We start from the raw sequence: 23726 nt of genomic DNA on the forward strand, positions 1-23726 counted from the left end.
CGCAGCGCGGGGACGCGTCCCGTCGGGACGAGCGGGCCGACGAAGGTCAGCCGCGGCGGGACCGGCTGCGGTAGGCCGCCGCGGCGGCCCGGTTGTTGCACAGTTCGCAGCAGTAGCGTTGTCGCGCCGAGCGGGTGCGGTCCAGGTACGGCGCCCGGCACGGGTCGGCGGCGCAGACTCCGAGCCGGTCCGGCCCGCCGTTGACCACGGCCCGGGCCAGCGCGCCGGTGACCAGCGCGGCGAACGCGCCGATCGGCACCGACGCGGGTGCCGGTGCGAGCCGCAGTCCGCCGTCGGCGTCCGCCTCGACGACGGTGCCGGCGCTGACGCCGGTCAGCACGGTGTTGAGCGTGGCGACCCGGTCCGCCGGTGTCGGCGCCGCGAAGACGGCGTAGAGCCGCTCGCGCAGCGCGCGCAGGTGCGGCAGGTCCTCGTCGCGCAGCCCCACCGCGATCTGGTGGAAGCCCAGCTCCCGCGCGGTCGCCCGGATGGCCGGCACGCTGAGCCGGTCGGCGGGCTCCTGGAGCACCCAGTAGCTGTGCAGCAGCGCGACGGCCAGCCGCAGGCCCGGTTCCAGCGGCGGCACCGGACTCATCGGTGCCCGTCCTGTCCGATCGTCGCCATCTCCCGACCGTTCCCTCGTCTTGACCCGCCGCCCGGCACATCCTACCGTCATCACTTATGAAACACGTTTAACAACTGACGGAGGTGGCTCGTGCGTCGACTGTCCGTACTCCTGTCCACGGCGTTGCTCCTGGTCACCGGCGCGGTCGCCGGCGTACCCAGGGCCGTCGCCGACGCGCCCGACGCCGCCGCGCGTCGGGACGCCGTCCTGGTCCGCGACATCGAGATCGCGGTGCCCGGCGGGCAACCCGTCCGGGCGTACCTGGTGCGGCCGGCCCGCCCGGCCCGTCCGGCCGCGCTGGCCGCAACGCTGTACCTGCACTGGTTCGAGCCGGGCAACGCCAGCCAGGACCGCACCGAGTTCCTGGCCGAGGCGACCGCGCTCGCCAGCCGGGGCGTGGTGTCGGTGTTGCCGCAGCTGACCTTCCCGTGGGCCGGCGACCCGGTCGGCGACGCCCGGGACCGGGCCGCGGTCGTGGCCCAGCTCGACGCCGTGCGGGCCGCGTACCGGACGCTGCTCGCTGAGCCCGGGGTGGACCGGCGGCGCACGGCCGTGGTCGGGCACGACTACGGCGCGATGTACGCCGTCGACCTGGCCGCCCGGGAGCCCGCGCTGCGCACGGCGGTGCTGCTCGCACCGGATGCCACCTGGGCCAACTGGTTCGACGCGTACTGGCTGCACCTGCCGGCCGAGGCGAAGCCCGCCTACCGGTCCGTCTTCGCCGGACTCGACCCGGTGGACGTGGTCGGGCCGCTCGGTGCCGGCGCGTATTTCCAGTTCGCCGGCGACGACCGCTTCGTCGGCCCGGCGACCCGCGCCGCCTTCGCCGCCGCCGCGCCGGCGGCCCGGGTGTCGCTGTACGAGCGGGCCGAACACGACCTGGGTGGCACGGACACCCGGGACGACCGGGTCGCGTGGCTGGCCGGTCGGCTGGCACTGACCGACTGACCGCGGCACCGGGCGGGGGCACGCCGACCCGCCCGGGCGCCACCCGTCCCGCACGGGCGGGCGGGGGAGTGGGCCGGCCGGCCCGGGGGGTGCCGGCCGGCCCACCGGCCCGTGTCGACCCGGGGGCCGCGTCCGCACCCGACGGGGGCGGCGGGCGCGGGGTGTCGGGCGGCCCGGACCGGGTACGCCCCCGGGCATGACCGTTCTGGCCCGGCGCCGCCCCGCCGCGCGACCCCGGCCCGCCCGGCCCGGCCCGCTGCGGCCGGGCGGCTCGGTGCCGCGCCCCATCAGCCGGCCCGGTCACGCGTGACCGGCACCGACGGGCGGCGGTTCCCGTTCCGCTTCGACCCGGTGTTCCGACCGGCGCTGGCGCTGCTCGGCGTGCGGCCGGCGACCGCCTGGGTCGCCGTCACGGACCGGGAGGTGCTCATCCGGTACGGCCCATGGCGGCTGCGCACCACCCGCGACAACGTGACCGGCGTCGAGGCCAGTGGTCCGTACCGCTGGTGGCGCGCGATCGGCCCGCACCTGTCGCTGGCCGACGGCGGAGTGACCTTCGGCAGCAGCACCGCCGGCGGGCTCTGCCTCCGGTTCGGCACGCCGGTGCCCGCCCTGGCACCCACGGCGTGGCCCCGCCACCCGGGGGCGACGGTCACCGTGGCCGACCCGTCCGGCCTGGCCCGGTTGTTCGCCGGCCGGGACGCATCCTGAGGACGGCACCCGCTTCCCCGGTTCCGCCGGGAGGCTCGGCGGGCACGGCCTACCGTCGGATCAGGATCTTCGAGGGCGGGACGGACCATGGGTGACGAACACGGGGCGAAGGCGCGACGCGGGCACGGGCGCCGGCGCCCGCCGGCCGGGCAGGACCCGGCCCTGCGCGCGGCCCGCGACCCGGCCCGCCCCGAACGCGGTGGACGCAGCGGGGTGGTCGTCCCGGAGCGGGTGCCGAGCCCGGTCCGACCGGTGCCGGCGGGTGGGCAACTGCGCCGGTGGCTCTTCGAGCACCGGGTGCAGCCCATCGGCCCGGAAGCCAGCACGGAGCAGGAGCGTACGCACGCCTGGTGGCAGGTGATGTGCCTGACCGGGGTGGACTACTTCTCCACCCTGTCGTACCTGCCCGGCATCGCGGCCGTCGCCGCCGGCGCGCTCTCCCCGCTGGCCACCCTGCTGATCGTCGCGCTCACCCTGTTCGGGATGCTGCCCATGTACCGGCGGGTGGCCCACGAGAGCCCGCACGGACAGGGCTCGGTGGCGATGCTGGAGCGGCTGCTCCCGTTCTGGCGGGGCAAGGTCTTCGTACTGGTCCTGCTCGGCTTCGTGGCCACCTCCTGGATCATCACGATCACCCTCTCCTCGGCCGACGCCACGGTGCACCTGCTGGAGAACCCGTACCTGCCCGACGTCCTGCACGGCCAGTTCGTCCCGGTCTTGGTGACCGTCGCGCTGCTGCTCATCCTCGGCGGGGTGTTCCTGCTCGGCTTCCGCGAGGCCGTGGTGGTGGCCATTCCACTGGTCGCGGTCTTCCTGGTGCTCAACGCCGTCATCGTGGCGGTCGCGGTGGCCCGGATCGGCGCCGACCCCGGCACCCTGTCGGACTGGACGGCCGCGCTGAGGGCCGACGCCGGGGGGCCCGGTGACGTGCTGCTCACCGCCGTGCTGGCCTTTCCCCTGCTGGTGCTGGGGCTCTCCGGCTTCGAGACCGGCGTCAGCATGATGCCCCTGGTCGCGGCACGTGGCGCGGACTCCGAGGCCCGGCTGACCGCCCGGATCCGCAACACCCGACGGCTGCTCACCACCGCCGCGCTGATCATGTCGGTGTACCTGATCCTGACCACCTTCGTGACCACCGTGCTCATCCCGCCCGAGGAGTTCCGCCCGGGCGGCGCCGCGAACGGTCGGGCGCTGGCCCACCTCGCGCACACGTACCTCGGTGAGGGCTTCGGCACCGTCTACGACGTGAGCAGTGTGCTGATCCTCTGGTTCGCCGGCGCCTCGGCGATGGCCGGTCTGATCAACATCGTGCCGCGGTACCTGCCCTCGTACGGGATGGCGCCGGAGTGGGGCCGGGCGGTGCGGCCGGTGGTCATCGTCTACACCCTGATCAGCGTCGCCATCACCATCGCCTTCCGGGCCGACGTCAACGCCCAGGCCGGCGCGTACGCCACCGGGATCCTGGCGATGATGGTCTCCGGCGCGATGGCGGTGACCATCTCCGCGTTCCGCCACCACCGCCGGGCCGCCACCGTCGGCTTCACCGTGCTCACCCTGGTGCTGCTGTACGCGCTGCTGGACAACGTCATCGAGCAGCCGGACGGGATCACCATCTCGGTGCTGTTCATCCTCGGCATCATCGCGGTCTCGCTGGTCTCCCGGGTCTCCCGGACCACCGAGCTGCGCGCCGAGCGGATCGAGTTCGACGAACCGGCCCGCCGGTTCATCGCCGAGTCGCTGGCGCACGACGGGCGACTGAACCTGATCGCGAACAAGCGGCAGGGCGGCTCGGTGAAGGAGTACACCGTCAAGGAGCGGGCGCAGCGCGGGATGAACCCGGTGCCCGGTGCCGCCGACGTGCTGTTCCTGGAGATCGACGTGGTCGACCCGTCGGAGTTCAGCCACGTGCTGCGGGTGCACGGGGTGGAGGTGGGTGGCTTCCGGGTGCTGCGGGCCAGCAGCCCGGCGGCGCCCAACGCGATCGCAGCGATCCTGCTGGCGCTGCGCGACGCCACCGGCGTCCGGCCACACGCCCACTTCGAGTGGTCCGAAGGAAGCCCCATCGCGCACCTGCTGCGGTATCTGATCCTCGGCCGGGGCGACACCCCGCCGGTGGTACGGGAGATCATTCGTCGCACCGAGCCGGACCGGTCGCGGCGCCCCGGCATTCACGTCGGGGGCTGAGCGCGCTGTCAGTCAGCCATGACGCGTCGACCCTTTTGAAGGTGAATGCCAGCACTATTCATGTTCACGCGTTGCTGTCCGTATTGCGGCTTTATCGTGGCCTTTGGTGGTCGGCGGTACGTCGAGCACCCCGCGCCCGGATCGGCGCGCGGTCACGTCATCGCAGGCAGGAAGGCAGGCACCTTGATGTCCACATACCGAGGAGGAGACCGCCCGGCACGACACCGCCGGCGGTCCCGATGGTTCTTAGCCGGTGGATTCCTGGCCGGGAGCCTGGTGGTCGGAGCGGCCGGTGTCGCCGGTGTCGCCGCCGCCGCCGACCGCGACCTTTCCTTCCCGGACCTGGGCCGGCTGGCCTCGGCCGCCCGGAACGACGACCCCCGGGGCGGCGACGAGGGCAAGCGCCCGGAGCGGGACAGGGGCCAGGAGGACGGCGCCGACGCCCGGGAGCACCCTCCCGGCACCGGCAAGCGGGGCGTGGTGTCGGTGCCCTGCGACTCGGCCAAGCTGGTGGCGGCATTGGTGCAGGCCAACGCCGAGGGTGGGGCCGAGCTGCGGCTCGCGAGCAAGTGCACGTACACGCTCAGCGAGGCGTTCCACGAAATCGACCAGTACGACGGCGGGATCCGCGACGCCCGGGAGGCGGCCGACGCCGCGGAGACCCCCGGCGACGCGGACGCCCCGCCGCACAACCCGGCCGACGACACCGCCGGCCTGCCGGTGATCTACCAGCCCATCGTCATCGACGGCGCCGGCGCCACGATCGCCCGCGAGGCGCAGGCCGCGGCGTTCCGCTTCTTCACGGTCCGCGACGGCGGCGAGCTGACGCTGCGGGACGTGAAGCTGCACAACGGCCGGTCGGCCATCGAGGGCGGCAGCGTGCACGTGGTGCACGGCGCCACCGCCGTTCTCGAGCGGGTCACCGTCACCCAGAGCACCTCGCTCTCGCCGGAGGGCGGCGGCGGCGGGGTCTTCAACGACGGCAACATGGTGGTCACCGACTGCACGTTCGTCGGCAACAGCGCCGCCGGCGCCGCGGGCAAGGGCGGGGGCCTGCTCAACGGCGGTGTGCTGACGCTGAAGCGCTCGGAGTTCCACCGCAACAGCGCGAACGGCTACGGCGGCGGGCTCGGCAACTACCGGGGCGCGGCCGACGTGGAGACCAGCACCTTCGAGCACAACAGCGCGGCGCAGGGTGGCGGGCTGGCCAGCTTCTCGGCCCGGACCAAGGTCTACGACAGCGAACTGCTGCGCAACACCGCGCAGATCGGTGGCGGCGCCGCCAACTCCGACGCGGTGCTGGTGATGCGCAAGATGACCATTCGCGGCAACACCTCCACCGTCAACGGCGGCGGCATCTCCACGGTCAAGGGCCTGCTGCCGCTCGACGACAGCGTGGTCGACAACAACACCACCCACGGGCTCGGTGCCGGCATCTACGCCGACAAGTCGAACCTGCTGGTTCGTGGCAGCGACGTGACCGGCAACGAGGCGGCCGGCGCCGCCTCGAAGGGCGGCGGGATCTACGCGACCGCGGGCACGGTGTCGATCTACACCAGCAAGGTCATCCGCAACGCGGCGACGGTGAAGCCGGGCGGCATCTTCGCCCAGCACGGCCAGGTCAAGATCGATGACGAGAGCGCGGTCGTCGACAACGAGCCGACCAACTGCGAGGGCAGCGCGGTGCCGATCGCGCACTGCTTCCGCTGATCCTGGCGGTACCCGCGGAACGCATCCGCCGCTCGGCCGATCCTCGTGATCGACCGGGCGGCGGACCCGTTCCGCCGGGCGGTGCCTCAGCCCAGCGCGCGCAGCGGCTCCGCCAGGTCCGCGGCGAAGAAGTCCAGGAAGCCGTCCGGGTCGGGCCCGGCGTTCTGCAGCACGATGTGGTCGAATCCCGCGTCGACGTACGACCGGACCTTGGCCACGTGCGCCTGCGGGTCCGGTCCGACGGCGAAGAGCTGGCGGATGTGCTTTTCCTCGACGTGGGAGCTGGCCGCGTCGAAGTTGACCGGGTTGGGCAGCTCGCTCATCACCTTCCAACCGGTGACCATCCACCTGCTGGTCTCGAGCACCGCCCGCACCGCCTCCTGCTCGTCGGTGGCCCAGGCCAGCGGCACCTCGGCGTAGCACGGCCCCCGCCCACCGGCCTGCTGGTAGTCGCCGACGATGGACGACTCCGGCTCGGTGGCGAACAGCCCGTCACCCAGCCGCGCGGCCATCTCCGCCGACGCCGCACCGCTGGCCGCCACGGCGATCAGCGGCGGGTTGTCCGGCAGGTCGAAGATCCGGGCGTCCTCCAGTTGGAGATGCCGGCCCTCGTAGGACTGGTAGCCGCCCTGCCAGAGCAGCCGGATGATCTCCAAGGCCTCGTGCAGCCGCTCGTGTCGGCCCCGGACACTGGGGAAGCCCTGCGCGACCACGTGCTCGTTCAGTCGCTCGCCGGCGCCCACGCCGAGGGTGAACCGCCCGTCCGAGACCAGCGCCATGGTCGCCGCCGCCTGCGCGATGATCGCCGGGTGGTACCGGACGGTCGGGCAGGTGACGCCGGTGGCCAGCTTGAGGGTGCTGGTCTTCGCCGCGATCGCGCCGAGCACGCTCCAGGTGAACGAGGAGTGGCCCTGCGCCTCCAGCCAGGGGTGGTAGTGGTCGCTCATCTCCACGAAGTCGAAACCGACCTGCTCGGCCCGGACGGCCTGGCGGATGATCTCCTGCGGCCCGTACCCCTCCGAGGCAAGCTTGTAGCCGATCTGCATGCCGCGCTCCCCGTTGTCCCGTCCGGCCACCGACGCCGGTCGGTTCCCGGCCTCGCCGCCGACAAACGCGACGGGGTCCAGCAATCCAGCCTCCTAGGACGCCCGAGAGGGTGTGCGCCGGAGGATCGAAGGCAGGCGGAGTACACCCGGATTTCTTGAAGTTGGCGGCGCCGAGGCGGAGACCGCCAACTGCATGATCGAGGCGGGGGAGCGCGGGGGGACAGCAGGAGGCCCGCGCCCCAACGGGGGCGCGGGCCGGGGCGTTTGGGTCCTACTTGGACGGCTGGGGCAGTGCGCAGTCCACCTTGGGGTTGGCGCCGATGTAGTTCAGCGGCCCGGCCACGATGGTGACCAGGATGGTGCCGGCCTCGGCGCAGTTGGTGTCGTCGCCGCTGTAGTAGCCGCGCTGACCGGCGGCGATCGCGCCGATGATCAGCCAGATCACGACGATTACTCCGAGTATCGAGGTGCCGCGCATCGCTGCCTCCTGGGGGAATGTGGTGGATCGAGGTGCAGGCGTTGTACCCAATCGCGTCGAATCGCTAACGGTGGCAGGCGGTCGCCGGCCCCACGCCTCCCCGCGACAGGGCGGGCACCCGCCGCCGGGATCGTGCTCGATCGGGGATGTGGTGACCGCCCGCGGTCGTCCGTCCGGCCGATGTCGCCCACCGTCGGTACGGCCGCGCATCGGCCACCCGCCCGGGGTGCCAACCGTCGGCTATCGGATCGACGACGGACCCCACCGCGGTACGGCCCCGGCGACGTAGAACTGGCTCACGGCCCAGCCGAGGAGGAGCCATGGACGCCGCGACACCGACCCTGTACATCGACCGCGCCGAGGACGTCGCGGCGGCGGCGCGGGCGCTGGCCGGCGGTGCGATCGTCGCGGCCGCCTTCGCCAACTTCTACGTCATCGTCACCCGCCCGGACGCCGCCACCGTGCGCCGGGTCAACCTGGCCAAGGGGCGGCCGGTCGACCAGGTCGGCAGCATCACCACCGCCGCCGACCGGATACCGGCGATGTTCGACTGGTCCCGGATCTCGCCCCGGCTGCCGCAGGCCCGGGTCCGCGCACTGATGGACACCCTCTACGACACCGGTCCGTTCGGCTTCCGCGGCCCGGCGGTGGACCGGCTGGCCGCGCACCTCACCCAGCTGGACGGCGGGCTGCGCACCACCCAGGTGATCGCGCCCGGGATCGCCTGCCCGTCCAACGCCTTCTTCGAGCGGGCGCTCGCCGAGTCCGGGTCGGACCACCTCTACATCACCTCGGCGAACCGGTCCCGGCATCTGACCGGCGCCGTCGAGGAACCGGCGCACTGGAAGGCCCATCCGCTCGCCGCCGACTTCGCACACGTGGACGACCTGGTGGTGCTCGCCCACTCCGAGGAGGCGGTGGCACGCGCCGCCTATCCGGGGTACCTCACCACGTCGGTCACCCTGCTCTCCTTCCACGCCCCCGAGGGTGAGCTGGAGGAGCCGCCGGTGCTCACCGTGGACCGGCACGGCTCGCTGCACGTGGACGAGGTGCGCCGCGCCGCCGCGCCGCTCGGCCTCCAGGTGCGCCTCGGCGCCACCGCCGGGCAGCGGTTGCGGGTCCGGGCGTACGCCGGGGCGCTGGTGTGACCGGTTACCGGATCGGCCTGGTGGTGCCCAGCTCGAACACCACCATGGAGACCGAGATTCCGGCGATGCTGCGCCGCCGGGAGGTCGTCGACCCGACGGTCCACTTCACCACCCACGCCAGCCGGGTCCGGCTGCACCGGGTGACCCCGGACGAGTTGGCCCGGATGAACCGGTCCAGCGTCCGGTGCGCCGCCGAGCTGGCCGATGCCCGCTGCGACGTGCTCGCGTACGCCTGCCTGGTCGCGGTGATGTGCGCGGGGGCCGGCGCGCACGAGCGGGCCGAGCGGCGACTGGTCCGCGCCGCCACCCGGGCCGGGCACGGCATGCCGGTCGTGACCAGCGCCGGCGCGCTGGTCGCCGGGCTGCGCGCACTGAACGCCCGCAGGGTCGCGCTCATCGCGCCCTACCTGCCGCCGCTGACCGCGACGGTGGCCGGCTACCTCGCCGGGCACGGGGTACGGGTGACCGAGGCGGTCAGCCTGGCCGAGCCGGACAACGTCGCGGTGGGTCGGATCCCGGCGCGGCGCCTGGTGGAACTGGCCGACCGGCTCGACCTGACCGACGTGGACGCCGTGGTCCTGTCCGCCTGCGTGCAGTTGCCGTCGCTGGCCGCGGTGCCGGAGGTGGAGGCGCGCCTGGGGCGTCCGGTGATCACCGCGGCCACCGCCACGGTGCACCAGCTGCTCATCGGCCTCGGCGTGGACCCGTACGTCCCGGACGCGGGCCGCCTCCTGGCCGGGGCCTGACCGGGGGGTCAGTGCGGCGGGGCGGGAGCCTCCGGCGGGCGGCCACGGCTGCGCCGGAAGTCCGCCAGCGCCACGCCGGCCAGCACCAGCATGCCGCCGAGCGAGGCGAAGACCGGCGGCAGGAACAGCGCCGCGGGCGCGACGGTCAGCAGCGCCAGCAGGCCGCCGGGGCGGGACAACGAGACCCGGCTGAACACCTCGTACTCGAAGGCCGACCGTCCGAGCAGGAACAGCGCCGGGCCGCCGAGGATCACCGCCAGCCAGGCGGGCGGCGTGTGTCCGGTCGGCTCGTGCAGCACCAGGTCGAACCCGGCCGCGGTCGTCACCACCCCCGCGACCATCAGCAGGTGGGTGTAGGGCGCCGTCAACAGGAATTTGCTCGGCGAGCGCGACACCTGGATGGCCTCCGGCAGCAGCTCCCCGGACTTGTGCACGTAGATCCGCCAGAGCAGCAGGGTGGTGAGGAAGGCGACGGCGAAGGCGCCGATGTTCTCCGCCTCGGAGTGGGCCAGGCTGAACATGGTGCCGATGGTCAGGATGGCGTCGCCCAGGGCGATGATGAAGAACTGCTGGTACCGCTCGGACAGGTGCTCCGCGGTGACGTTGCGCTGGGCGGTGGGCACCACGCCCAGCCCCGGGACGGGGTACGCCAGCCGGAAGCCGCCGTAGTCGATGGCGAGCGCGAGCGACCAGAGCGCCAGTCGGGCGTTGTCGCTGGCGTAGGCGCCGGCGATCCAGGGCACCGCCGAAACGGCGAACCAGACGAAGATCCGCGCCGCCCGTTTCTGGGTCTGTGGCTCGTGGCGCACCATTGGCATGAGGAACAGTCCGCGCCCCAGGTGGATCGCCACGTAGGTGGCGGCGAAGACGATTCCCCGGGCACCGAACGCCCCCGGGATCGCGGTGGTCATCAGCAGCGCGCCAGCCATCACCGCGACGATCAGCAGCTTGATCTCGGTGCGTTCCGGGTCGTACATGTCGGTGACCAGGGTGGTGATCGCCCAGGTCCACCAGACGGCGGACAGCAGGATCAGCGCCTTACCGGCCTGGTGCCAGTCCAGGTCCTTGACCATCCCGCGCGAGATGAGCGCGAGCGCGACCACGTAGACCAGGTCGAAGAAGAGTTCGAGCAGCGTCACCCGGCGCGGGGCCTCCGGGTCGCGCAGCGGGGGACGGGCCCGTCGGGGGTCAGGCTCCGGAGCGGCGACGTGCACGGGCTGCTCCTGCGGTGCCGGTCGGCTCGGTGGGCCGTCCGACCCACCCCGACCGACGGTAGCGAGGAGCGCGCCGCCCCACGCGGCATATGCCTGTTTTGCCTGATCGGCTCGGCGTCCGTCCCGGTGGACCGTCCGAGGACGGCCCACCGGGACGGTGGGGAACTCAGCCCTGGGCGTCGCCCGGCAGCACCCCGGCCAGTTCGTCACCCGCGCCGGCCAGCACCCGGGCCTGCTGCGGCCAACTGGCCAGCCCCGGCGCGGCCCGCAGACCGGCGGCCCGGATCAGGTCGCGCAGGGCCGGCTCGTCCAGATCGCCGAGCTGCCGGTAGGTGCGCACCCCGGCGGCCTGCAACGCCGCGGCCATCTTCGGTCCGACGCCCTGGATCCGACGGAAGTCGTCGGCCGGCGCGTCCGGGTCGCTGTCACCGGTGGCGGGCAGGGTGGCGCCCGCCGGGCGGACCGGCGGGGTGGCGGCGGTGGTCGGCCGGACCGGCGGGGTGGCCACCACCGGCCGGGCCGGCTCCTCGGCGGCAACCGCCGGCTCGGCGGCAACCGTCGCGGCGGTCGGCTCTGCCGCCACCGTCATCGGGACGTCCGCCGGCTGCTCGGCGACCGGGGTCGTTGCGGCCACCGGTGCGTCGGCCACGTCGGCGACCCGATCGTGCGACCGCTCGTCGGCGACGGGCGCGACCTGGACCGGCTCGTCGGCGACGGGCGCGTTCTCGACCGGCTGCTCGGCGACGGGCGCGTTCTCGACCGGTGCGGCCTCGACCGCCGTGGGCTCCGCGTCGGTCACCGGGGTGACCTCCGCGGGCGCGGTCGAGTCGGAGGGCGCGACATCGCTGTCGAACCGCTCGGCTTCCGGGGCCGGCCGCGGAGAGATGACGGTCGGGGTCGCTGCCACCTCGTCCACCGGTGCGTCGGTCAGGGCCATGTCGGCCGGGTCGACCGTGCTCGGAGCCTCGGCCGGCGGGAATCCGTCCGGCGTGGCGCCGGCGGTGACCGTGGCCGGCGCGGTGACCGTGTCGACCGGGCTCGGCTCGTCGGCGACCGCGCTGGGGGCGGGATCCACCGTGGCCGCCGGGCGCACCGGGTCGGTGGTGGCCGGGGCCGCCGGGGTGGAGACCACCGCCAGCCCGGCGACCGGGTCACCGTCCACGATCGACGAACCCCGCCCGCTGCCCCGCACGCCCTGCCGGCCGCGCAGCAACGAGCCGGCCACGAAGCCCAGCAGTAGAGCAAGTACCACTATCAGCGAGTGTCCGATAGACCACGCCACGGCGAACCTCCCTCTCACCTAGTCGGAAAAGTCACGAGAAAAACTCGCCGCAGCTTCGCACACGCCCGATGGCGACGTCAGGGAGGACCGGCGTCCAATGGCACCGGTGGGACGGCCACCTCGGCGGGTGCGCGGCGGATGACGCAGCGTGGCACCCGGACGTGGCGGAGCCCGGGCCCGGCAGTTGCCGAACCCGGGCTCCGGGCACAGTCCGGGTCGGGCGGGATCCGGGCCGCGGTGGGTCAGTCGTCGTCGCCCTCGTAGGTGTGGAAGTCGTCGACGAATTTGCGGCGCAACCGGGGCACCCGGCTGGTGACCCCGAAGTAGCCGCGGGCGCCCAGCAGCGCGATCCGCCCCACCACCGGTTTGTACATCCGGTCGTCGCCGTTGGTGCCGCTGCGGTTCAGCGACTCGGCGACCCGTCGGAAGCCGTACGGCACCATCGCCGCCTCGTAGTCGGCGACCGCCTGGAGCAGCGTCTTGTCGCCGGCGGCGGCCCGGGTGAGCTCGCGGCAGAGCAGGCGGGCGTCGCGCAGCGCGGTGTTGGCGCCCACCCCGCGACCCGGCGTCATGGTGTGGATGGCGTCGCCGAGCAGCGTGACGGTGCTGCTCTTCCATGGCGGAACCGGCTCGGAGGTGGACACCTTGATCGGCAGGGCGCTGCCGGCGTCGGCGCGGGTGAGCAGCTCCCGCAGGTGCGGATGCCAGTTCCGGGTGAGGTCCCGGGCGACCCGGAGCAGGTCCTCGCCTCGGCGCTGCAGCACGTCGGCCGGGAACCGTCGCGCGGTGCTCCAGATGATCAGGTTGATGTTGTCGACGGTGGTGTCGTGGGACAGCCCCGGCCAGTCGCGCAGCAGTGCCGCGTCGGCGGCGGCCACCCCGGGTTTCAGCGCCCGGGCGGCGTCCCACTTGAACTCCATCACGTGCAGCACGCCCATCATCCCGCCGGTGCCGAAGATCAGCGAGATGCCCTGCCGGACCCGTTCGGGCAACAGGTCGCGGGTGTGCGGGGCCAGCGGGATCCGGGTGGCGATGTTGATCGTGCCGGCGTCCCGGGTGACCGCGTGCGGCAGGTACTGGCGGCGGACCGCGGAGTGCGTGCCGTCCGCCGCCACCACCAGGTCACCGGTGGCGCTGGTGCCATCGGCGAAGTGCGCGGTGACCGTGCCGTCGTCGCGCTGGTCGTAGGAGACGAAGGTCTTGTCGAAGTGCACCACGTCGGACAGACCGGTCAGCAGGACCTGGCGCATGGTCATCCGGGCCACCGAGTGTTCGCTGTGCTCCGGGCCGGCGTCCGGCCGCAGCTCGAACGAGGCGGTCTCGCTCAGCTTCTGGGTGACCACGTTGAAGTAGCGCGGCGGGCGGGCGCAGGTGGCCAGGAAGGTGGCGAACAGTGACGGCGGCAGGCACTCGCGCAGCGCCCGCGCGCCGGTGGGCCCGATGCCGACCCGGTACCCGAGCAGCCCGTCCGCCCGGTCGCGGTGGCGTTCGTACACGTCGACGCCGATGCCCGCGCGGCGCAGCCCGTGCGCCAGGCACAGCCCGCCGGTACCGGCTCCGATGATCAGGACGTGCGGTGGCGGGGGAGACACGACGGCCCCGCCCGCTCAGCCGGCCGCGTGCGGGGCCGGCGCGTCCGCGGCGTCCCACCGGTAGAAGCATCCGGCGATGGCGTCGCGCGGCGAGCGCCACGTCGGCACGTACGGGGAGGTGTGCGCGGAGAGCCGCTCGTTGACCTGCCGGTACAGCGGGTGGTTGCGGGCGCCGGCCAGCGCGTCCGGATCGACGTCGGCGGTCTCCATCAGGTGGATGAACACGTCGTGCAGGCAGTACAGGGACCGGTGGGTGACCCCGGTCAGGCCGGGCAGTTCGGTGGCGTCGGACTCGGCGAAGATCTGCGCGACCCTTCCCTCCGCGCCCGGGACGATCCGGCTGACGACGAGTAGACGGCTCATGAGGACCCCTTCCGGCGGTGCGCCCCGCCCTCGGAGCGGCAGCCACGACTGGTGTGCCGCCCACCGTGCCGCAGCCCCTGTCACCTCACCGTCACGTCCGGCGCCCGGCCGGTGACGGCCGACCGGCGGTGGCGTCACGGCTGGCCTCGCGGATCGGGGCCAGGGTGTCGTCGAGCAGCGCGCTCATCGTCGCGCTGGGCTCCAGGCGCAACTCCCGCCGCAGCAGGTCGCGGTAGACGTAGAAGGCGTGCACGGCCTCGAAGGCGTTGCCCTCGGCGAGGTGGATGCGCACCACCAACCGGTGTGGCGTCTCGCGCAGCGGCTCGGCCGCCATCGCCTCCAGCGCCGCCTCCAACGCCTCCCCGTGCCGCCCCGCCGCCAGGTTTTGCCCGGCCACCTGTTCCAGCATGTGCAGGCGCAGTTGGCGCAGCCGCTCCCGGTCCAGCAGCACCCAGTCGTCGTACCAGCCGGGCAGCAGGTCGTGTCGGCCGGCGGCGAGCGCCCCGGCGGCGCTACGCGGGTCGCCGCCGTCGCGGACCCGGGCGGCGGTGCCGACCAGCTCGTCCACGTCGAGCCGGACACCCGGGCCCAGCCGTACGGTGTCGCCGGCGATCGTCATCGGGCAGCAGGGATCCTGGCGCAGCCGCCACAGCGCGGTGCGCAGCGACGAGAGCGCCCGGTCCTCCGGCGCCTCCGGCCAGAGCAGCCCGGCCAGCTCGCTGCGGGTGGCGCCGGGGCGCAGCCCGATCAGCGCGATCACCCGTTGCAGCCCGCGCGGCACCACCACCGGCGTCGTACCGCGCAGCAGCCGGAAACCGCCGAGCAGGTGCAACGAGACACCCGGGCCGGGGTGGTCCCCGGCGGTCGGCATGGGCGGTTCAGCGGCCACGGCGGCACCCCCTGCGGAACGCTCGTCCCGACTGTCTGCTGTGTCCCCGGATTGGTTGCCCGTGACGCCACTGTCGACTCGCGCCGCGGGACGCGGCCCGGTGCTCGGGCGTGGTCCCGTCCGTCGAAGTCGTCGGGCTGACCGCGATGAAGATTATCAATAGCCGTCACTGTCAGTCAACGGCGCAGTGATCTCGCTGTCCGCACGGTCAACCATGAGATTGCTTCTGAACTGGGAAAAGTTGAGACTGCTCCGATCCCCTGGCCTGCAGAAACACCTAGCCAATACACAGGTTGCGTCAACGCAGCGTCACGAGGGAGCGTCGCGAACCGGCCGGCCACGGTGACGCTCCCGTGACGACGGCTGCCGCATCGTGTCGGCAGTCGTCCAGCGCGTCCGGGGCTTCCCGCCGCCGGCCCGGACGCCGTGGGGGGAGGCCCAGCAATGGACCGTTCGCTGATCGTCGCCAAGGTCGACCCGACCGCCGAGGAACGGGTCGCCGAGATCTTCGCCGAATCCGACGCGACCGAGCTGCCGCGCCTGGTCGGTGTCCGGCACCGGTCGCTGTACCGGCTGCACGACCTCTACGTGCACCTGCTCGAGACCGAGCAGCCGGCCCACGGCGCGGTGGAGGCGGCCCGGGGGCACCCCGAGTTCATCCGGGTCAGTGACCGGCTGCGCCCGTACGTGTCGCCGTACCTGCCGACCTGGCGCTCGCCGCGCGACGCGATGGCGCACTGCTTCTACCGCTTCGACGCGGCGTCCACCGGACGGTCGTCGTGACCGCCACCGCGCCGCGCGAGGAGCAGCTCTGGTCCCGGTGCGCCGGCTGCGCCAGTCTGCTGTACCGCAAACGGCTGCGCCGCAACCTGGACGTCTGCCCGGAGTGCGGCGCGCACGCCCGACTCGGCGCGCCGGAGCGGCTGCGCCAGCTCGTCGACCCTGCCTCGTTCCGTCCGCTGCCCGACCACCTGCCCGACCTCGATCCGATCGGCTTCGTCGACGTGCTGCCGTACCCGTACCGGCTCACCGGCGCCCGGGCCGCCACCGGCCTGGTCGAGGCCGTGATCTGTGGCACCGCCACCATCGGCGGGCAGCCGACCGCGCTGGCGGTGATGGACTTCCGGTTCCTCGGCGGCAGCCTGGGCTGCGCGGTGGGCGAGCTGATCACCCGGGCCGCCGAGCAGGCGCTCGACGACCGGGTTCCGCTGATCCTGGTCACCGCCTCCGGCGGCGCCCGCATGCAGGAGGGGGCCCTGTCGCTGATGCAGATGGCCACGGTCAGCCAGGCGATCGCCGCGCTGCGCGAGGCGGGCCTGCTCACCGTCAGTGTGCTCACCGACCCGACCTACGGCGGGGTGGCCGCCTCGTTCGCCACCAACACCGACGTGGTGCTCGCCGAGAGCGGCGCGCGGATGGGCTTCGCCGGGCCCCGGGTGATCCGCCAGGTCACCGGCCGGGCGTTGCCGGAGGGGTTTCAGACCGCCGACTTCCTGCTCCAGCACGGGCAGGTCGACATGGTGGTGCAGCGCCGCTCGCTGCGCGGCCGGCTGGTGGCGCTGCTCGCCGCGGCCCGCGCCGGCCGGCCGGCGCGTCCGCCCGTACCCCGGCAGGAGCCCGCACCGCGCGGCGGCTGGCCGGCGGCCGGCGCCGACCGGGCCGCCGCCACGGCGCAGCCGGGCGGCGCCGATGGGCCGGCGCCCGAACGCGACGCCTGGGACACCGTCCGGCTGGCCCGGCACCCCGGCCGGCCGACCACGCTGGACTACCTCGACTCCACCTTCGACGGCTTCGTGGAGTTGCACGGCGACCGGCTCGGCGGCGACTGCCCGGCGGTGGTCGGTGGTCTGGCCCGGCTCGACGGCCGGCACCTGATGGTCATCGGCCACCAGAAGGGGCACAGCACCGCCGAACTGGTGGCGCGCAACTTCGGCATGGCCAGCCCGGCCGGGCACCGCAAAGCACTGCGGCTGATGCGCCTCGCTGCCCGGCTCAGCCTGCCGGTCGTCACCCTGGTTGACACCCCCGGTGCCGATCCCGGCGTGCGCGCCGAGGAACAGGGGCAGGCGGCGGCCATCGCCGAGAACATCCTCAGCCTCACCATGCTGCCCACACCGGTGGTCGCCGTGATCACCGGCGAGGGTGGCAGCGGCGGGGCGCTGGCGCTGGCGGTCGCCGACCGGGTACTGATGCTCCAGCACGCCGTCTACTCGGTGATCAGCCCGGAGGGCTGCGCGGCCATCCTCTGGCCGGACCGCTCCGCGGCGCCGCAGGCGGCCCGCGCGCTGCGGCTGACCGCCCCGGACCTGTGTCGACTCGGGGTGGTCGACGAGGTGGTGCCGGAGCCGGCGGCGGCCGCGCAGGACGACCCGGCGGAGACCGCCCGCCGGCTGCGCGCCGCGCTGCTGGCCAATCTGCTGCCACTGCTCGACGTGCCGACCGCGACGCTCATCCGGCGACGCCGGCAACGGTTCCGACGCTTCGGCGCGGCGCGCGCCGGCATCCGGGCGGGTGCCCGGTGACCGCCGGACCGGCCGCGGACGGGGCCGTGCGTACCGCCGAGCCGTCCGGCAACGGCGCGAGCCACCCCGACGGCGCCGACCCGGACGGTCGCGCGACCGGGGCCCGCCCCGACCCGGAGCCGCCCGCCGGACACGACGGCGCGCGCCCGGAGCGGCACGGGGCCGCCGGGAAGGGCGACGTCCGCCCCGACCCGGCAGTGCGGCCGGACACCGCCCGACCCGGCGTCGGGCCGGCCGGCGAGGAGGTGCTGGCCGGTCTGCGCCGGCAGGCGCGGCAGCTGGTCGCGGAGCTGGCCGGTCCGGTGCGGCGGATCCGCCTGCGCAGCGGCCCGGCCGTGCTCGAGGTGGAGTGGCACCCCGGCGCCGCGCCGCCCACGCCCGCCGCGACCGGCGGCGGCGAGGCCCGGCCGACGAACGGCGCCGCGCCGGCCGCGCCGGTCCGACCGGCCGCGCCGGAGCCCAGCCGCAACGCGGTACGGGCCCCGATCGTCGGGACCTTCTACCGGGCGCCGGAACCGGGCGCGGCGCCGTTCGTCGCGGTGGGCGACCTGGTCCGGGCCGGTCAGGTGGTCGGCATCGTGGAGGCGATGAAGCTGATGAACGAGGTGAGCGCCGAGCGCGCGGGCCGGGTGGTGGCGGTGCTGGTCGAGGACGGCCAACCGGTCGAGTACGACCAGCCGCTGGTCGAGCTGGATCCGGCCTGATGGCGCGGGTGGGTGGGTCATGTTCGAGACCGTGCTGATCGCCAACCGGGGCGAGATCGCGCTGCGGGTGCTGCGTGCCTGCCGGGAACTCGGGGTCCGTACCGCGGTGGTCTACTCCGCGGCGGACGCCGACTCGGCGGCGGTACGCCTCGCCGACCAGGCCGTGCGGATCGGGCCGGCGTCGAGCCGCCGCAGCTACCTCAACGCCGCGGCCATCGTGGAGGCGGCCCGGCAGGTGGGCGCCCAGGCCGTCCACCCCGGCTACGGGTTCCTCTCCGAGGACGCCGACTTCGCCGAGATCTGCGTCGACAACGGGCTGACGTTCATCGGCCCGCCGCCGTCGGTGATGGCCGCGCTGGCCGACAAATCCTCGGCCCGGGCCCTGATGAGTCGCGCCGGACTGCCACTGCCGCCGGGCAGCGTCGCCCCGGTGGCGACGGTGGCCGCGGCGGTCGAGGTGGCCGCCAGCATCGGCTACCCGGTGATCGTCAAGGCCGCCGCCGGCGGCGGAGGACGGGGGATGACGGTGGTACGCAGGCCGGGCGAGCTGCCCCGGGCGTACGCCCGCACCCGGGCCGCCGCGCAGGCCGCGTTCGGTGACGACCGGGTGTACGTCGAGCGGTACCTCACCGAGGCCCGGCACGTCGAGGTGCAGGTGCTCTGCGACGGGCACGGCAACGGGGTGCACCTGGGCACGCGGGACTGCTCGGTGCAGCGGCGCCACCAGAAGCTGGTCGAGGAGGCCCCCGCGCCGGCGCTCTCCGCCGCCACGCTGGACACCATCGCGGAGGCCGCGCTGCGCGGCGCCCTGGAGGTCGGTTTCGTCGGCGCCGGCACGCTGGAGTTCCTGGTCGACGCCGAGGAACGGTTCCACTTCCTGGAGATCAACTGTCGGATCCAGGTGGAGCACCCGGTCACCGAGATGATCACCGGGGTGGACCTGGTGCACGAGCAGTTGCACATCGCCGCCGGGGTGCCGCTGCGCTTGCGGCAGGAGGAGATCCGGCTGCACGGCGTCTCGGTGGAGTGCCGGGTCAACACCGAGGACCCCGAGCGGAACTTCGCCCCGACCCCCGGCCGGTTGGAGCGCTTCGTGCCACCCGGCGGCCCGTTCACCCGGGTGGACACCCACGCCAGCACCGGCTATCTGGTCGGCCCCTGGTACGACTCCCTGCTGGCCAAGGTGGTGGTCTGGGCGCCGGACCGGGAGCTAGCGCTGAACCGGCTGGAACGCGCCCTGGACGAGTTCGACATCGCCGGGCCCGGCATGCGCACCACCATCCCCTTCGTCCGGCGGGTGCTCGACGACGCCGGCTTCCGCAAGGGCCGCTACACCACCGGCCTGGTCGACCGCCTGCTCGCCGCGTCCAAGCCGGCGCCCGCGCGGCCGACGGCCACCCCCGCATCCCGCTCCGCGCCCGCCGCGGAGCCCGAGGCATCCCACAGGAGGACCCGATGACCGTCACCCATGGTCGCCCACTGGCCGCCGAGATCACCGACATCCTGGTGGCCAACTGCGGACTGGACGCCGACGCCGCGGCCCGGGCGCCCGCCGCGTCGCTGGAGGAGCTGGGCATGGACTCGCTCGCCCTGCTGGAACTCTCCGCGGTGGTCGCCGACCGGTGGCAGGTGCGCATCCCGGAACAGGCCGGGCAGCTCACCATCCCGGCGGTGGCGGACCTGGTCGCCCGCCGGGTCGACCCGCCGGGGCACACGGAGAACAGCGTGCTGATCTCCGCGCCGCTGCCACTGGTCTGGGAGATCACCAACGACGTGGAGAACTGGACCGAGCTGTTCACCGAGTACGCGGTGGTGGAGATCCTGCACCGCGACGGGCACACCGTGCGGTTCCGGCTCACCATGCACCCGGACGAGAACGACGTGTCCTGGAGCTGGGTCAGCGAACGCACCGCCGACCCGGTGAGCCGGCAGGTCCGGGCGCACCGGGTGGAGACCGGGCCGTTCGAGTACATGCGGATCCACTGGCGCTACACCGAGGAGCCCGACGGCACCCGGATGACCTGGGTGCAGGACTTCGCCATGAAGCCGACCGCGCCGCTGGACAACGTGGGGATGACCGACCGGATCAACGCCAACAGCGCCATCCAGCTCGCCGTCATCAAGGACCGGGTGGAGCGCATCGCCCGGCAGCGCGCCGACGAGGCCGGCGCCGAGCCGCAGCGCGCCGACGGGGGCCGGCGATGAGTGACCTGACCACCCGCACGGTCGCCGCCCGGGACGTACCGGCCGATCGGCGCCGCGGCGGGGAGCTGCGGGTGCTGCTCGGTCCACGGACCGTCGGCAGCACCTCCGGCTTCCTCGGGGTAGCCACGCTCGCGCCGGGGGAGCGGATCGCCGAGCACTACCACCCGTACAGCGAGGAGTTCCTGTACGTGTCGCGCGGCGCGATCACCGTCGACCTCGACGACCAGCCGACTCCGCTGGCCGCCGGGGAGGCGCTATTCGTGCCGGTCAACGTGCGGCACCGGCTGCGCAACACCGGCGCCGAGCCCGCCGAGGTGGTCTTCCACCTCGGACCCCTGGCCCCGCGCCCGGAACTGGGTCACGTCGACACCGAGCCGGCCCAGCAGCGGGGCGGGTCATGAGCGGACGCCGCACGGTGGTGACCGGCGTCGGGGTGGTCGCACCCGGCGGCGCCAGCCGGGACCGGTTCTGGAAGACGATCACCGAGGGGCGCACCGCCACCCGGCGGATCAGCTTCTTCGACCCGTCGGCGTTCCGCTCCCAGATCGCCGCCGAGTGCGACTTCGACCCGGTGGCCGCCGGACTCACCGAGGCCGAGCTGCGCCGCGCCGACCGGTACGTGCAGTTCGCGCTGGCCTGCTCCGCGGAGGCGGTCGACGACGCTCAGCTGGTGCTCACCGACGCCGAGCGGGACCGGGCCGGGGTGGTGCTCGGCACCGCCGTGGGCGGCACCATGGCGCTGGAGCAGGAGTACGTCCGGGTCAGCGACGGTGGCCAGCGATGGCTGGTCGACGCGGCGCGCGGTGGGCCGTACCTCTACCAGGCCCTGATTCCCAGCAGCCTGGCCGCCGACGTGGCCTGCCGGCACGGGCTGCACGGCCCGGCCCAGGTGGTCTCCACCGGCTGCACCTCCGGCATCGACGCCATCGGCTACGCCCACCAGTTGATCGCCGACGGCGAGGCGGACATCGTGCTCGCCGGGGCCGCCGACTCGCCGATCTCCCCGGTCACCGTCGCGTCGTTCGACGCGATCAAGGCGACCAGCCCGGACAACGACGACCCGGCGCACGCGTCGCGCCCGTTCGACGCCGACCGGCACGGGTTCGTGCTGGCCGAGGGCGCGGCGGTGCTGGTGCTGGAGGAGGCCGGGCACGCCCGCCGGCGCGGCGCGCACGTCTACTGCGAGGTGGCCGGGTACGCGAGCCGCAGCAACGGCTACCACATGACCGGCCTGCGTCCGGACGGGCTGGAGATGGGCCTGGCCGTGAGCGACGCGCTCAAGCAGGGACGGATCGCGCCCGAGCAGGTCTCCTACATCAGCGCGCACGGCTCCGGCACGCGGCAGAACGACCGGCACGAGACCGCCGCGTTCAAGCGGGCGCTCGGCGAGGCCGCGTACCGGGTGCCGATCAGCTCGATCAAGTCGATGGTCGGGCACTCGCTCGGCGCGATCGGCTCGATCGAGATGGCCGCCTGCGCCCTGGCCATCGAGTTCGGTGTGGTGCCGCCGACGGCCAACTGGAGCACCCGGGACCCGGAGTGCGACCTGGACTACGTGCCGAACGAGGCGCGGGAGGTGCCGGTGGACGTGGCGCTCTCGGTGGGCAGCGGGTTCGGCGGCTTCCAGTCGGCGATGGTGTTCCGTCGGCTGGCCGGGGCGGTGGAGGCGTGACCGGCGAGGCGGCCCGTCGACGGGTGGTGACCGGATGACCGCCCGGGCCGTGGTGACCGGGATCGGTGTGGTCGCGCCTAGTGGCATCGGCGCGGACGCGCACTGGCGGACCGTGCTGGCCGGAACCCGGCGCACCGGGCCGATCACCCTGTTCGACCCGGCCACCTATCCCACCCGCTTCGGCGGTGAGGTGCCCGGCTTCGCCGCCGACTCCTACGCCGACAGCCGGCAACGGGTGCAGACCGACCGGTGGACACACCTGGGCTTCGCCGCCACCCGGCTGGCGCTGGACGACGCGGAGCTGCCCGAGCGGGCCCCCGACCCGTACGGCTACGCGGTGACCCTGGCCAGCTCCTCCGGCGGGAACCTGTTCGGCCAGCGGGAGCTGCAACGCCTCTGGGGTGGCCCGACGCGCACCGTCGGCGCGTACCAGTCGATCGCCTGGTTCTACGCGGCCAGCGTCGGGCAGCTCTCCATCCACCACCAGTTCAAGGGCCCGAGCGGGGTGCTGGTCGCCGAGACCGCCGGTGGGTTGGACAGCCTGGCGCACGCCGCGCGGGCGGTGCGCCGGGGCACCCCGGTGGTGATCGCCGGAGCGACCGAGTGCCCGCTGAGCCCGTACGCGCTGGCCTGCCAGCTCCGCTCCGGGCTGCTCAGCGACGTGGCCGATCCGGAGCGGGCGTACCGGCCGTTCGACGTCGCGGCCAGCGGCTACCTGCCGGCCGAGGGGGGCGCGGTCTTCGTGGTGGAGGAGCTGGGGCACGCGCTGGCCCGGGGCGCCCGGATCTACGGTGAGGTGAGCGGCTGGGGCTCCACCCACGACGCCGCGCACACCACGGCGGACAGCGCGGGCGACCCCGCACAGTACGCCCGGGCGATGCGGCTGGCGCTGGACCGGGCGGGCGTCGGGGCGGCGGGAATCGACCTGGTGCTGCCCGACGCGCTCGGCGTCGCCCGCTACGACCGCAGTGAGGCCGAGGCGCTGCGCGCGGTCTTCGCCGACCGGCCACCCCCGGTGAGCACCCAGAAGCCGCTGACCGGCCGGGCGCACCAGGGCGGGTCGGCGCTGGACGTGGCGACCGCGCTGCTGGCGTTCGCGCACGACACGCTGCCCGCCTCGGCCGGGCCGGACGAGGTGGCCGACGGGTGCGAACTGGACTTCCTGCGGGAGCACCGCCGGCCGCGCAGTCGGTTGGCGCTGGTCTGCGCGCGGGGCTTCGACGGGTTCAACAGCGCGCTGGTCCTGCGTGGGGCCGCGCCGACGAGGGGAGCGACGCCATGAGCGAGCACAGCGACCGGCTCGACCGGCTCGACGAGCAGCGGGCCCGCGTGGTCTTCCTGGTGCGGGTGCCGCAGGCGCGCACCGAGCAGTTCCTGGACGCGTACGAGGCCGTCCGGCACCTGGTCGCCGGCGGGGTCCCGGGGCACCTGGTGGACCAGGTGTGCCGCTCGTCGACCGACCCGGAGCAGTGGCTGATCACCAGCGAGTGGGCCAGCCTGGCGGACTTCGAGAGCTGGGAGCGCAGCCCCGAGCACCGCGACCTGGTGCGACCGATGCGGGAGTGCTTCACCGACGCCCGCTCGCTGCGCTTCCACGTCCACGCCCAGACTCCCACCCCGGCCCCGGCCTGAGCGGCCACCCGGCCGACGCTCGCGCCGGGACGGCCCCGGCGTGTTTGACTACGGC

General features: G+C 74.1%; 23 protein-coding genes. 15 read left to right on the plus strand and 8 right to left on the minus strand.

Annotation, left to right across the window (positions count from 1 at the left end):
• Positions 1 to 46: 46 nt before the first annotated feature.
• Positions 47 to 595: a CGNR zinc finger domain-containing protein gene (locus ACFOW4_RS19170; protein ID WP_377529557.1), complete on the minus strand. Its 549-nt coding sequence runs from the start codon at positions 593 to 595 to the stop codon at positions 47 to 49.
• 120 nt (positions 596 to 715) lie between these two features.
• On the opposite strand from ACFOW4_RS19170, the gene ACFOW4_RS19175 reads away from it, so the two are divergent.
• The 4 genes from ACFOW4_RS19175 to ACFOW4_RS19190 all read left to right on the plus strand — a co-directional run bounded on the left by ACFOW4_RS19175 (position 716) and on the right by ACFOW4_RS19190 (position 6178).
• Positions 716 to 1573, plus strand: a complete 858-nt coding sequence (locus ACFOW4_RS19175; RefSeq protein ID WP_377529560.1) for an alpha/beta hydrolase family protein — start codon at positions 716 to 718, stop codon at positions 1571 to 1573.
• 306 nt (positions 1574 to 1879) lie between these two features.
• Positions 1880 to 2284 (plus strand): hypothetical protein, encoded by a 405-nt coding sequence (locus ACFOW4_RS19180; protein WP_377529562.1) that lies wholly within the window; start codon positions 1880 to 1882, stop codon positions 2282 to 2284.
• 87 nt (positions 2285 to 2371) lie between these two features.
• A complete protein-coding gene (locus tag ACFOW4_RS19185) occupies positions 2372 to 4468 on the plus strand; it encodes an amino acid transporter (protein WP_377529564.1) in 2097 nt (698 codons plus the stop codon).
• Positions 4469 to 4654: 186 nt separating this feature from the next.
• On the plus strand, positions 4655 to 6178 hold the full coding sequence (locus tag ACFOW4_RS19190; RefSeq protein WP_377529567.1) for a hypothetical protein: 1524 nt from the start codon (positions 4655 to 4657) through the stop codon (positions 6176 to 6178).
• 86 nt (positions 6179 to 6264) lie between these two features.
• On the opposite strand, the gene ACFOW4_RS19195 is transcribed toward ACFOW4_RS19190, so the two are convergent.
• Positions 6265 to 7224 carry a TIGR03557 family F420-dependent LLM class oxidoreductase gene (locus ACFOW4_RS19195; protein WP_377529738.1) on the minus strand — a complete coding sequence of 320 codons (960 nt, stop codon included), beginning with the start codon at positions 7222 to 7224 and terminating at the stop codon, positions 6265 to 6267.
• Positions 7225 to 7495: 271 nt separating this feature from the next.
• Positions 7496 to 7702 carry a hypothetical protein gene (locus ACFOW4_RS19200; protein WP_377529570.1) on the minus strand — a complete coding sequence of 69 codons (207 nt, stop codon included), beginning with the start codon at positions 7700 to 7702 and terminating at the stop codon, positions 7496 to 7498.
• Positions 7703 to 8022: 320 nt separating this feature from the next.
• Between ACFOW4_RS19200 and ACFOW4_RS19205 the strand changes: the two genes are divergently transcribed.
• The gene (locus tag ACFOW4_RS19205; RefSeq protein WP_377529571.1) at positions 8023 to 8850 is read left to right on the plus strand and encodes a hypothetical protein; all 828 of its coding nucleotides are present in this window, start codon (positions 8023 to 8025) and stop codon (positions 8848 to 8850) included.
• Positions 8847 to 9596 (plus strand): Asp/Glu racemase, encoded by a 750-nt coding sequence (locus tag ACFOW4_RS19210; RefSeq protein WP_377529573.1) that lies wholly within the window; start codon positions 8847 to 8849, stop codon positions 9594 to 9596. Before ACFOW4_RS19205 ends, ACFOW4_RS19210 begins: the two co-directional genes overlap by 4 nt.
• A gap of 8 nt (positions 9597 to 9604) precedes the next feature.
• Here the strand turns inward: ACFOW4_RS19210 and ACFOW4_RS19215 are convergent, their stop codons facing one another.
• The 5 genes from ACFOW4_RS19215 to ACFOW4_RS19235 form a co-directional block, all read right to left on the minus strand.
• Positions 9605 to 10810, minus strand: a complete 1206-nt coding sequence (locus ACFOW4_RS19215) for a low temperature requirement protein A (protein WP_377529575.1) — start codon at positions 10808 to 10810, stop codon at positions 9605 to 9607.
• A 166-nt stretch (positions 10811 to 10976) separates the two neighbouring features.
• Positions 10977 to 12062: a hypothetical protein gene (locus ACFOW4_RS19220; protein WP_377529578.1), complete on the minus strand. Its 1086-nt coding sequence runs from the start codon at positions 12060 to 12062 to the stop codon at positions 10977 to 10979.
• Positions 12063 to 12334: 272 nt separating this feature from the next.
• Complete coding sequence (locus tag ACFOW4_RS19225; protein ID WP_377529580.1) at positions 12335 to 13684, minus strand: FAD-dependent oxidoreductase; 1350 nt, start codon at positions 13682 to 13684, stop codon at positions 12335 to 12337.
• A gap of 15 nt (positions 13685 to 13699) precedes the next feature.
• Positions 13700 to 14047, minus strand: a complete 348-nt coding sequence (locus ACFOW4_RS19230; protein WP_377529583.1) for a TcmI family type II polyketide cyclase — start codon at positions 14045 to 14047, stop codon at positions 13700 to 13702.
• 91 nt (positions 14048 to 14138) lie between these two features.
• On the minus strand, positions 14139 to 14936 hold the full coding sequence (locus tag ACFOW4_RS19235) for a BTAD domain-containing putative transcriptional regulator (protein ID WP_377529585.1): 798 nt from the start codon (positions 14934 to 14936) through the stop codon (positions 14139 to 14141).
• Positions 14937 to 15380: 444 nt separating this feature from the next.
• Between ACFOW4_RS19235 and ACFOW4_RS19240 the strand changes: the two genes are divergently transcribed.
• The 9 genes from ACFOW4_RS19240 to ACFOW4_RS19280 are packed head-to-tail and all read left to right on the plus strand — an operon-like array spanning position 15381 to position 23671.
• Positions 15381 to 15719: a TcmI family type II polyketide cyclase gene (locus tag ACFOW4_RS19240; RefSeq protein WP_377529588.1), complete on the plus strand. Its 339-nt coding sequence runs from the start codon at positions 15381 to 15383 to the stop codon at positions 15717 to 15719.
• Complete coding sequence (locus ACFOW4_RS19245; RefSeq protein WP_377529590.1) at positions 15716 to 17458, plus strand: acetyl-CoA carboxylase carboxyltransferase subunit alpha; 1743 nt, start codon at positions 15716 to 15718, stop codon at positions 17456 to 17458. The genes ACFOW4_RS19240 and ACFOW4_RS19245 overlap by 4 nt, the downstream gene beginning before the upstream one ends.
• On the plus strand, positions 17455 to 18162 hold the full coding sequence (gene accB, locus ACFOW4_RS19250) for an acetyl-CoA carboxylase biotin carboxyl carrier protein (RefSeq protein ID WP_377529592.1): 708 nt from the start codon (positions 17455 to 17457) through the stop codon (positions 18160 to 18162). The genes ACFOW4_RS19245 and accB overlap by 4 nt, the downstream gene beginning before the upstream one ends.
• Before the next feature lie 19 nt (positions 18163 to 18181).
• Positions 18182 to 19621: an acetyl/propionyl/methylcrotonyl-CoA carboxylase subunit alpha gene (locus ACFOW4_RS19255; RefSeq protein ID WP_377529594.1), complete on the plus strand. Its 1440-nt coding sequence runs from the start codon at positions 18182 to 18184 to the stop codon at positions 19619 to 19621.
• Entirely contained in the window at positions 19618 to 20367 is a 750-nt protein-coding gene (locus tag ACFOW4_RS19260; protein WP_377529596.1) for an SRPBCC family protein, read from the plus strand. Before ACFOW4_RS19255 ends, ACFOW4_RS19260 begins: the two co-directional genes overlap by 4 nt.
• Positions 20364 to 20768, plus strand: coding sequence for a cupin domain-containing protein (locus ACFOW4_RS19265; RefSeq protein ID WP_377529598.1), 405 nt, complete (start codon positions 20364 to 20366; stop codon positions 20766 to 20768). The genes ACFOW4_RS19260 and ACFOW4_RS19265 overlap by 4 nt, the downstream gene beginning before the upstream one ends.
• Positions 20765 to 22039: a beta-ketoacyl-[acyl-carrier-protein] synthase family protein gene (locus tag ACFOW4_RS19270; protein ID WP_377529600.1), complete on the plus strand. Its 1275-nt coding sequence runs from the start codon at positions 20765 to 20767 to the stop codon at positions 22037 to 22039. Before ACFOW4_RS19265 ends, ACFOW4_RS19270 begins: the two co-directional genes overlap by 4 nt.
• Before the next feature lie 34 nt (positions 22040 to 22073).
• On the plus strand, positions 22074 to 23321 hold the full coding sequence (locus ACFOW4_RS19275; RefSeq protein WP_377529601.1) for a beta-ketoacyl synthase N-terminal-like domain-containing protein: 1248 nt from the start codon (positions 22074 to 22076) through the stop codon (positions 23319 to 23321).
• The gene (locus ACFOW4_RS19280; protein WP_377529603.1) at positions 23318 to 23671 is read left to right on the plus strand and encodes an antibiotic biosynthesis monooxygenase family protein; all 354 of its coding nucleotides are present in this window, start codon (positions 23318 to 23320) and stop codon (positions 23669 to 23671) included. Before ACFOW4_RS19275 ends, ACFOW4_RS19280 begins: the two co-directional genes overlap by 4 nt.
• Positions 23672 to 23726 lie beyond the last annotated feature (55 nt).

It is taken from the genome of Micromonospora sp. GCM10011542, assembly GCF_042650685.1.
Classification (GTDB): domain Bacteria; phylum Actinomycetota; class Actinomycetes; order Mycobacteriales; family Micromonosporaceae; genus Micromonospora.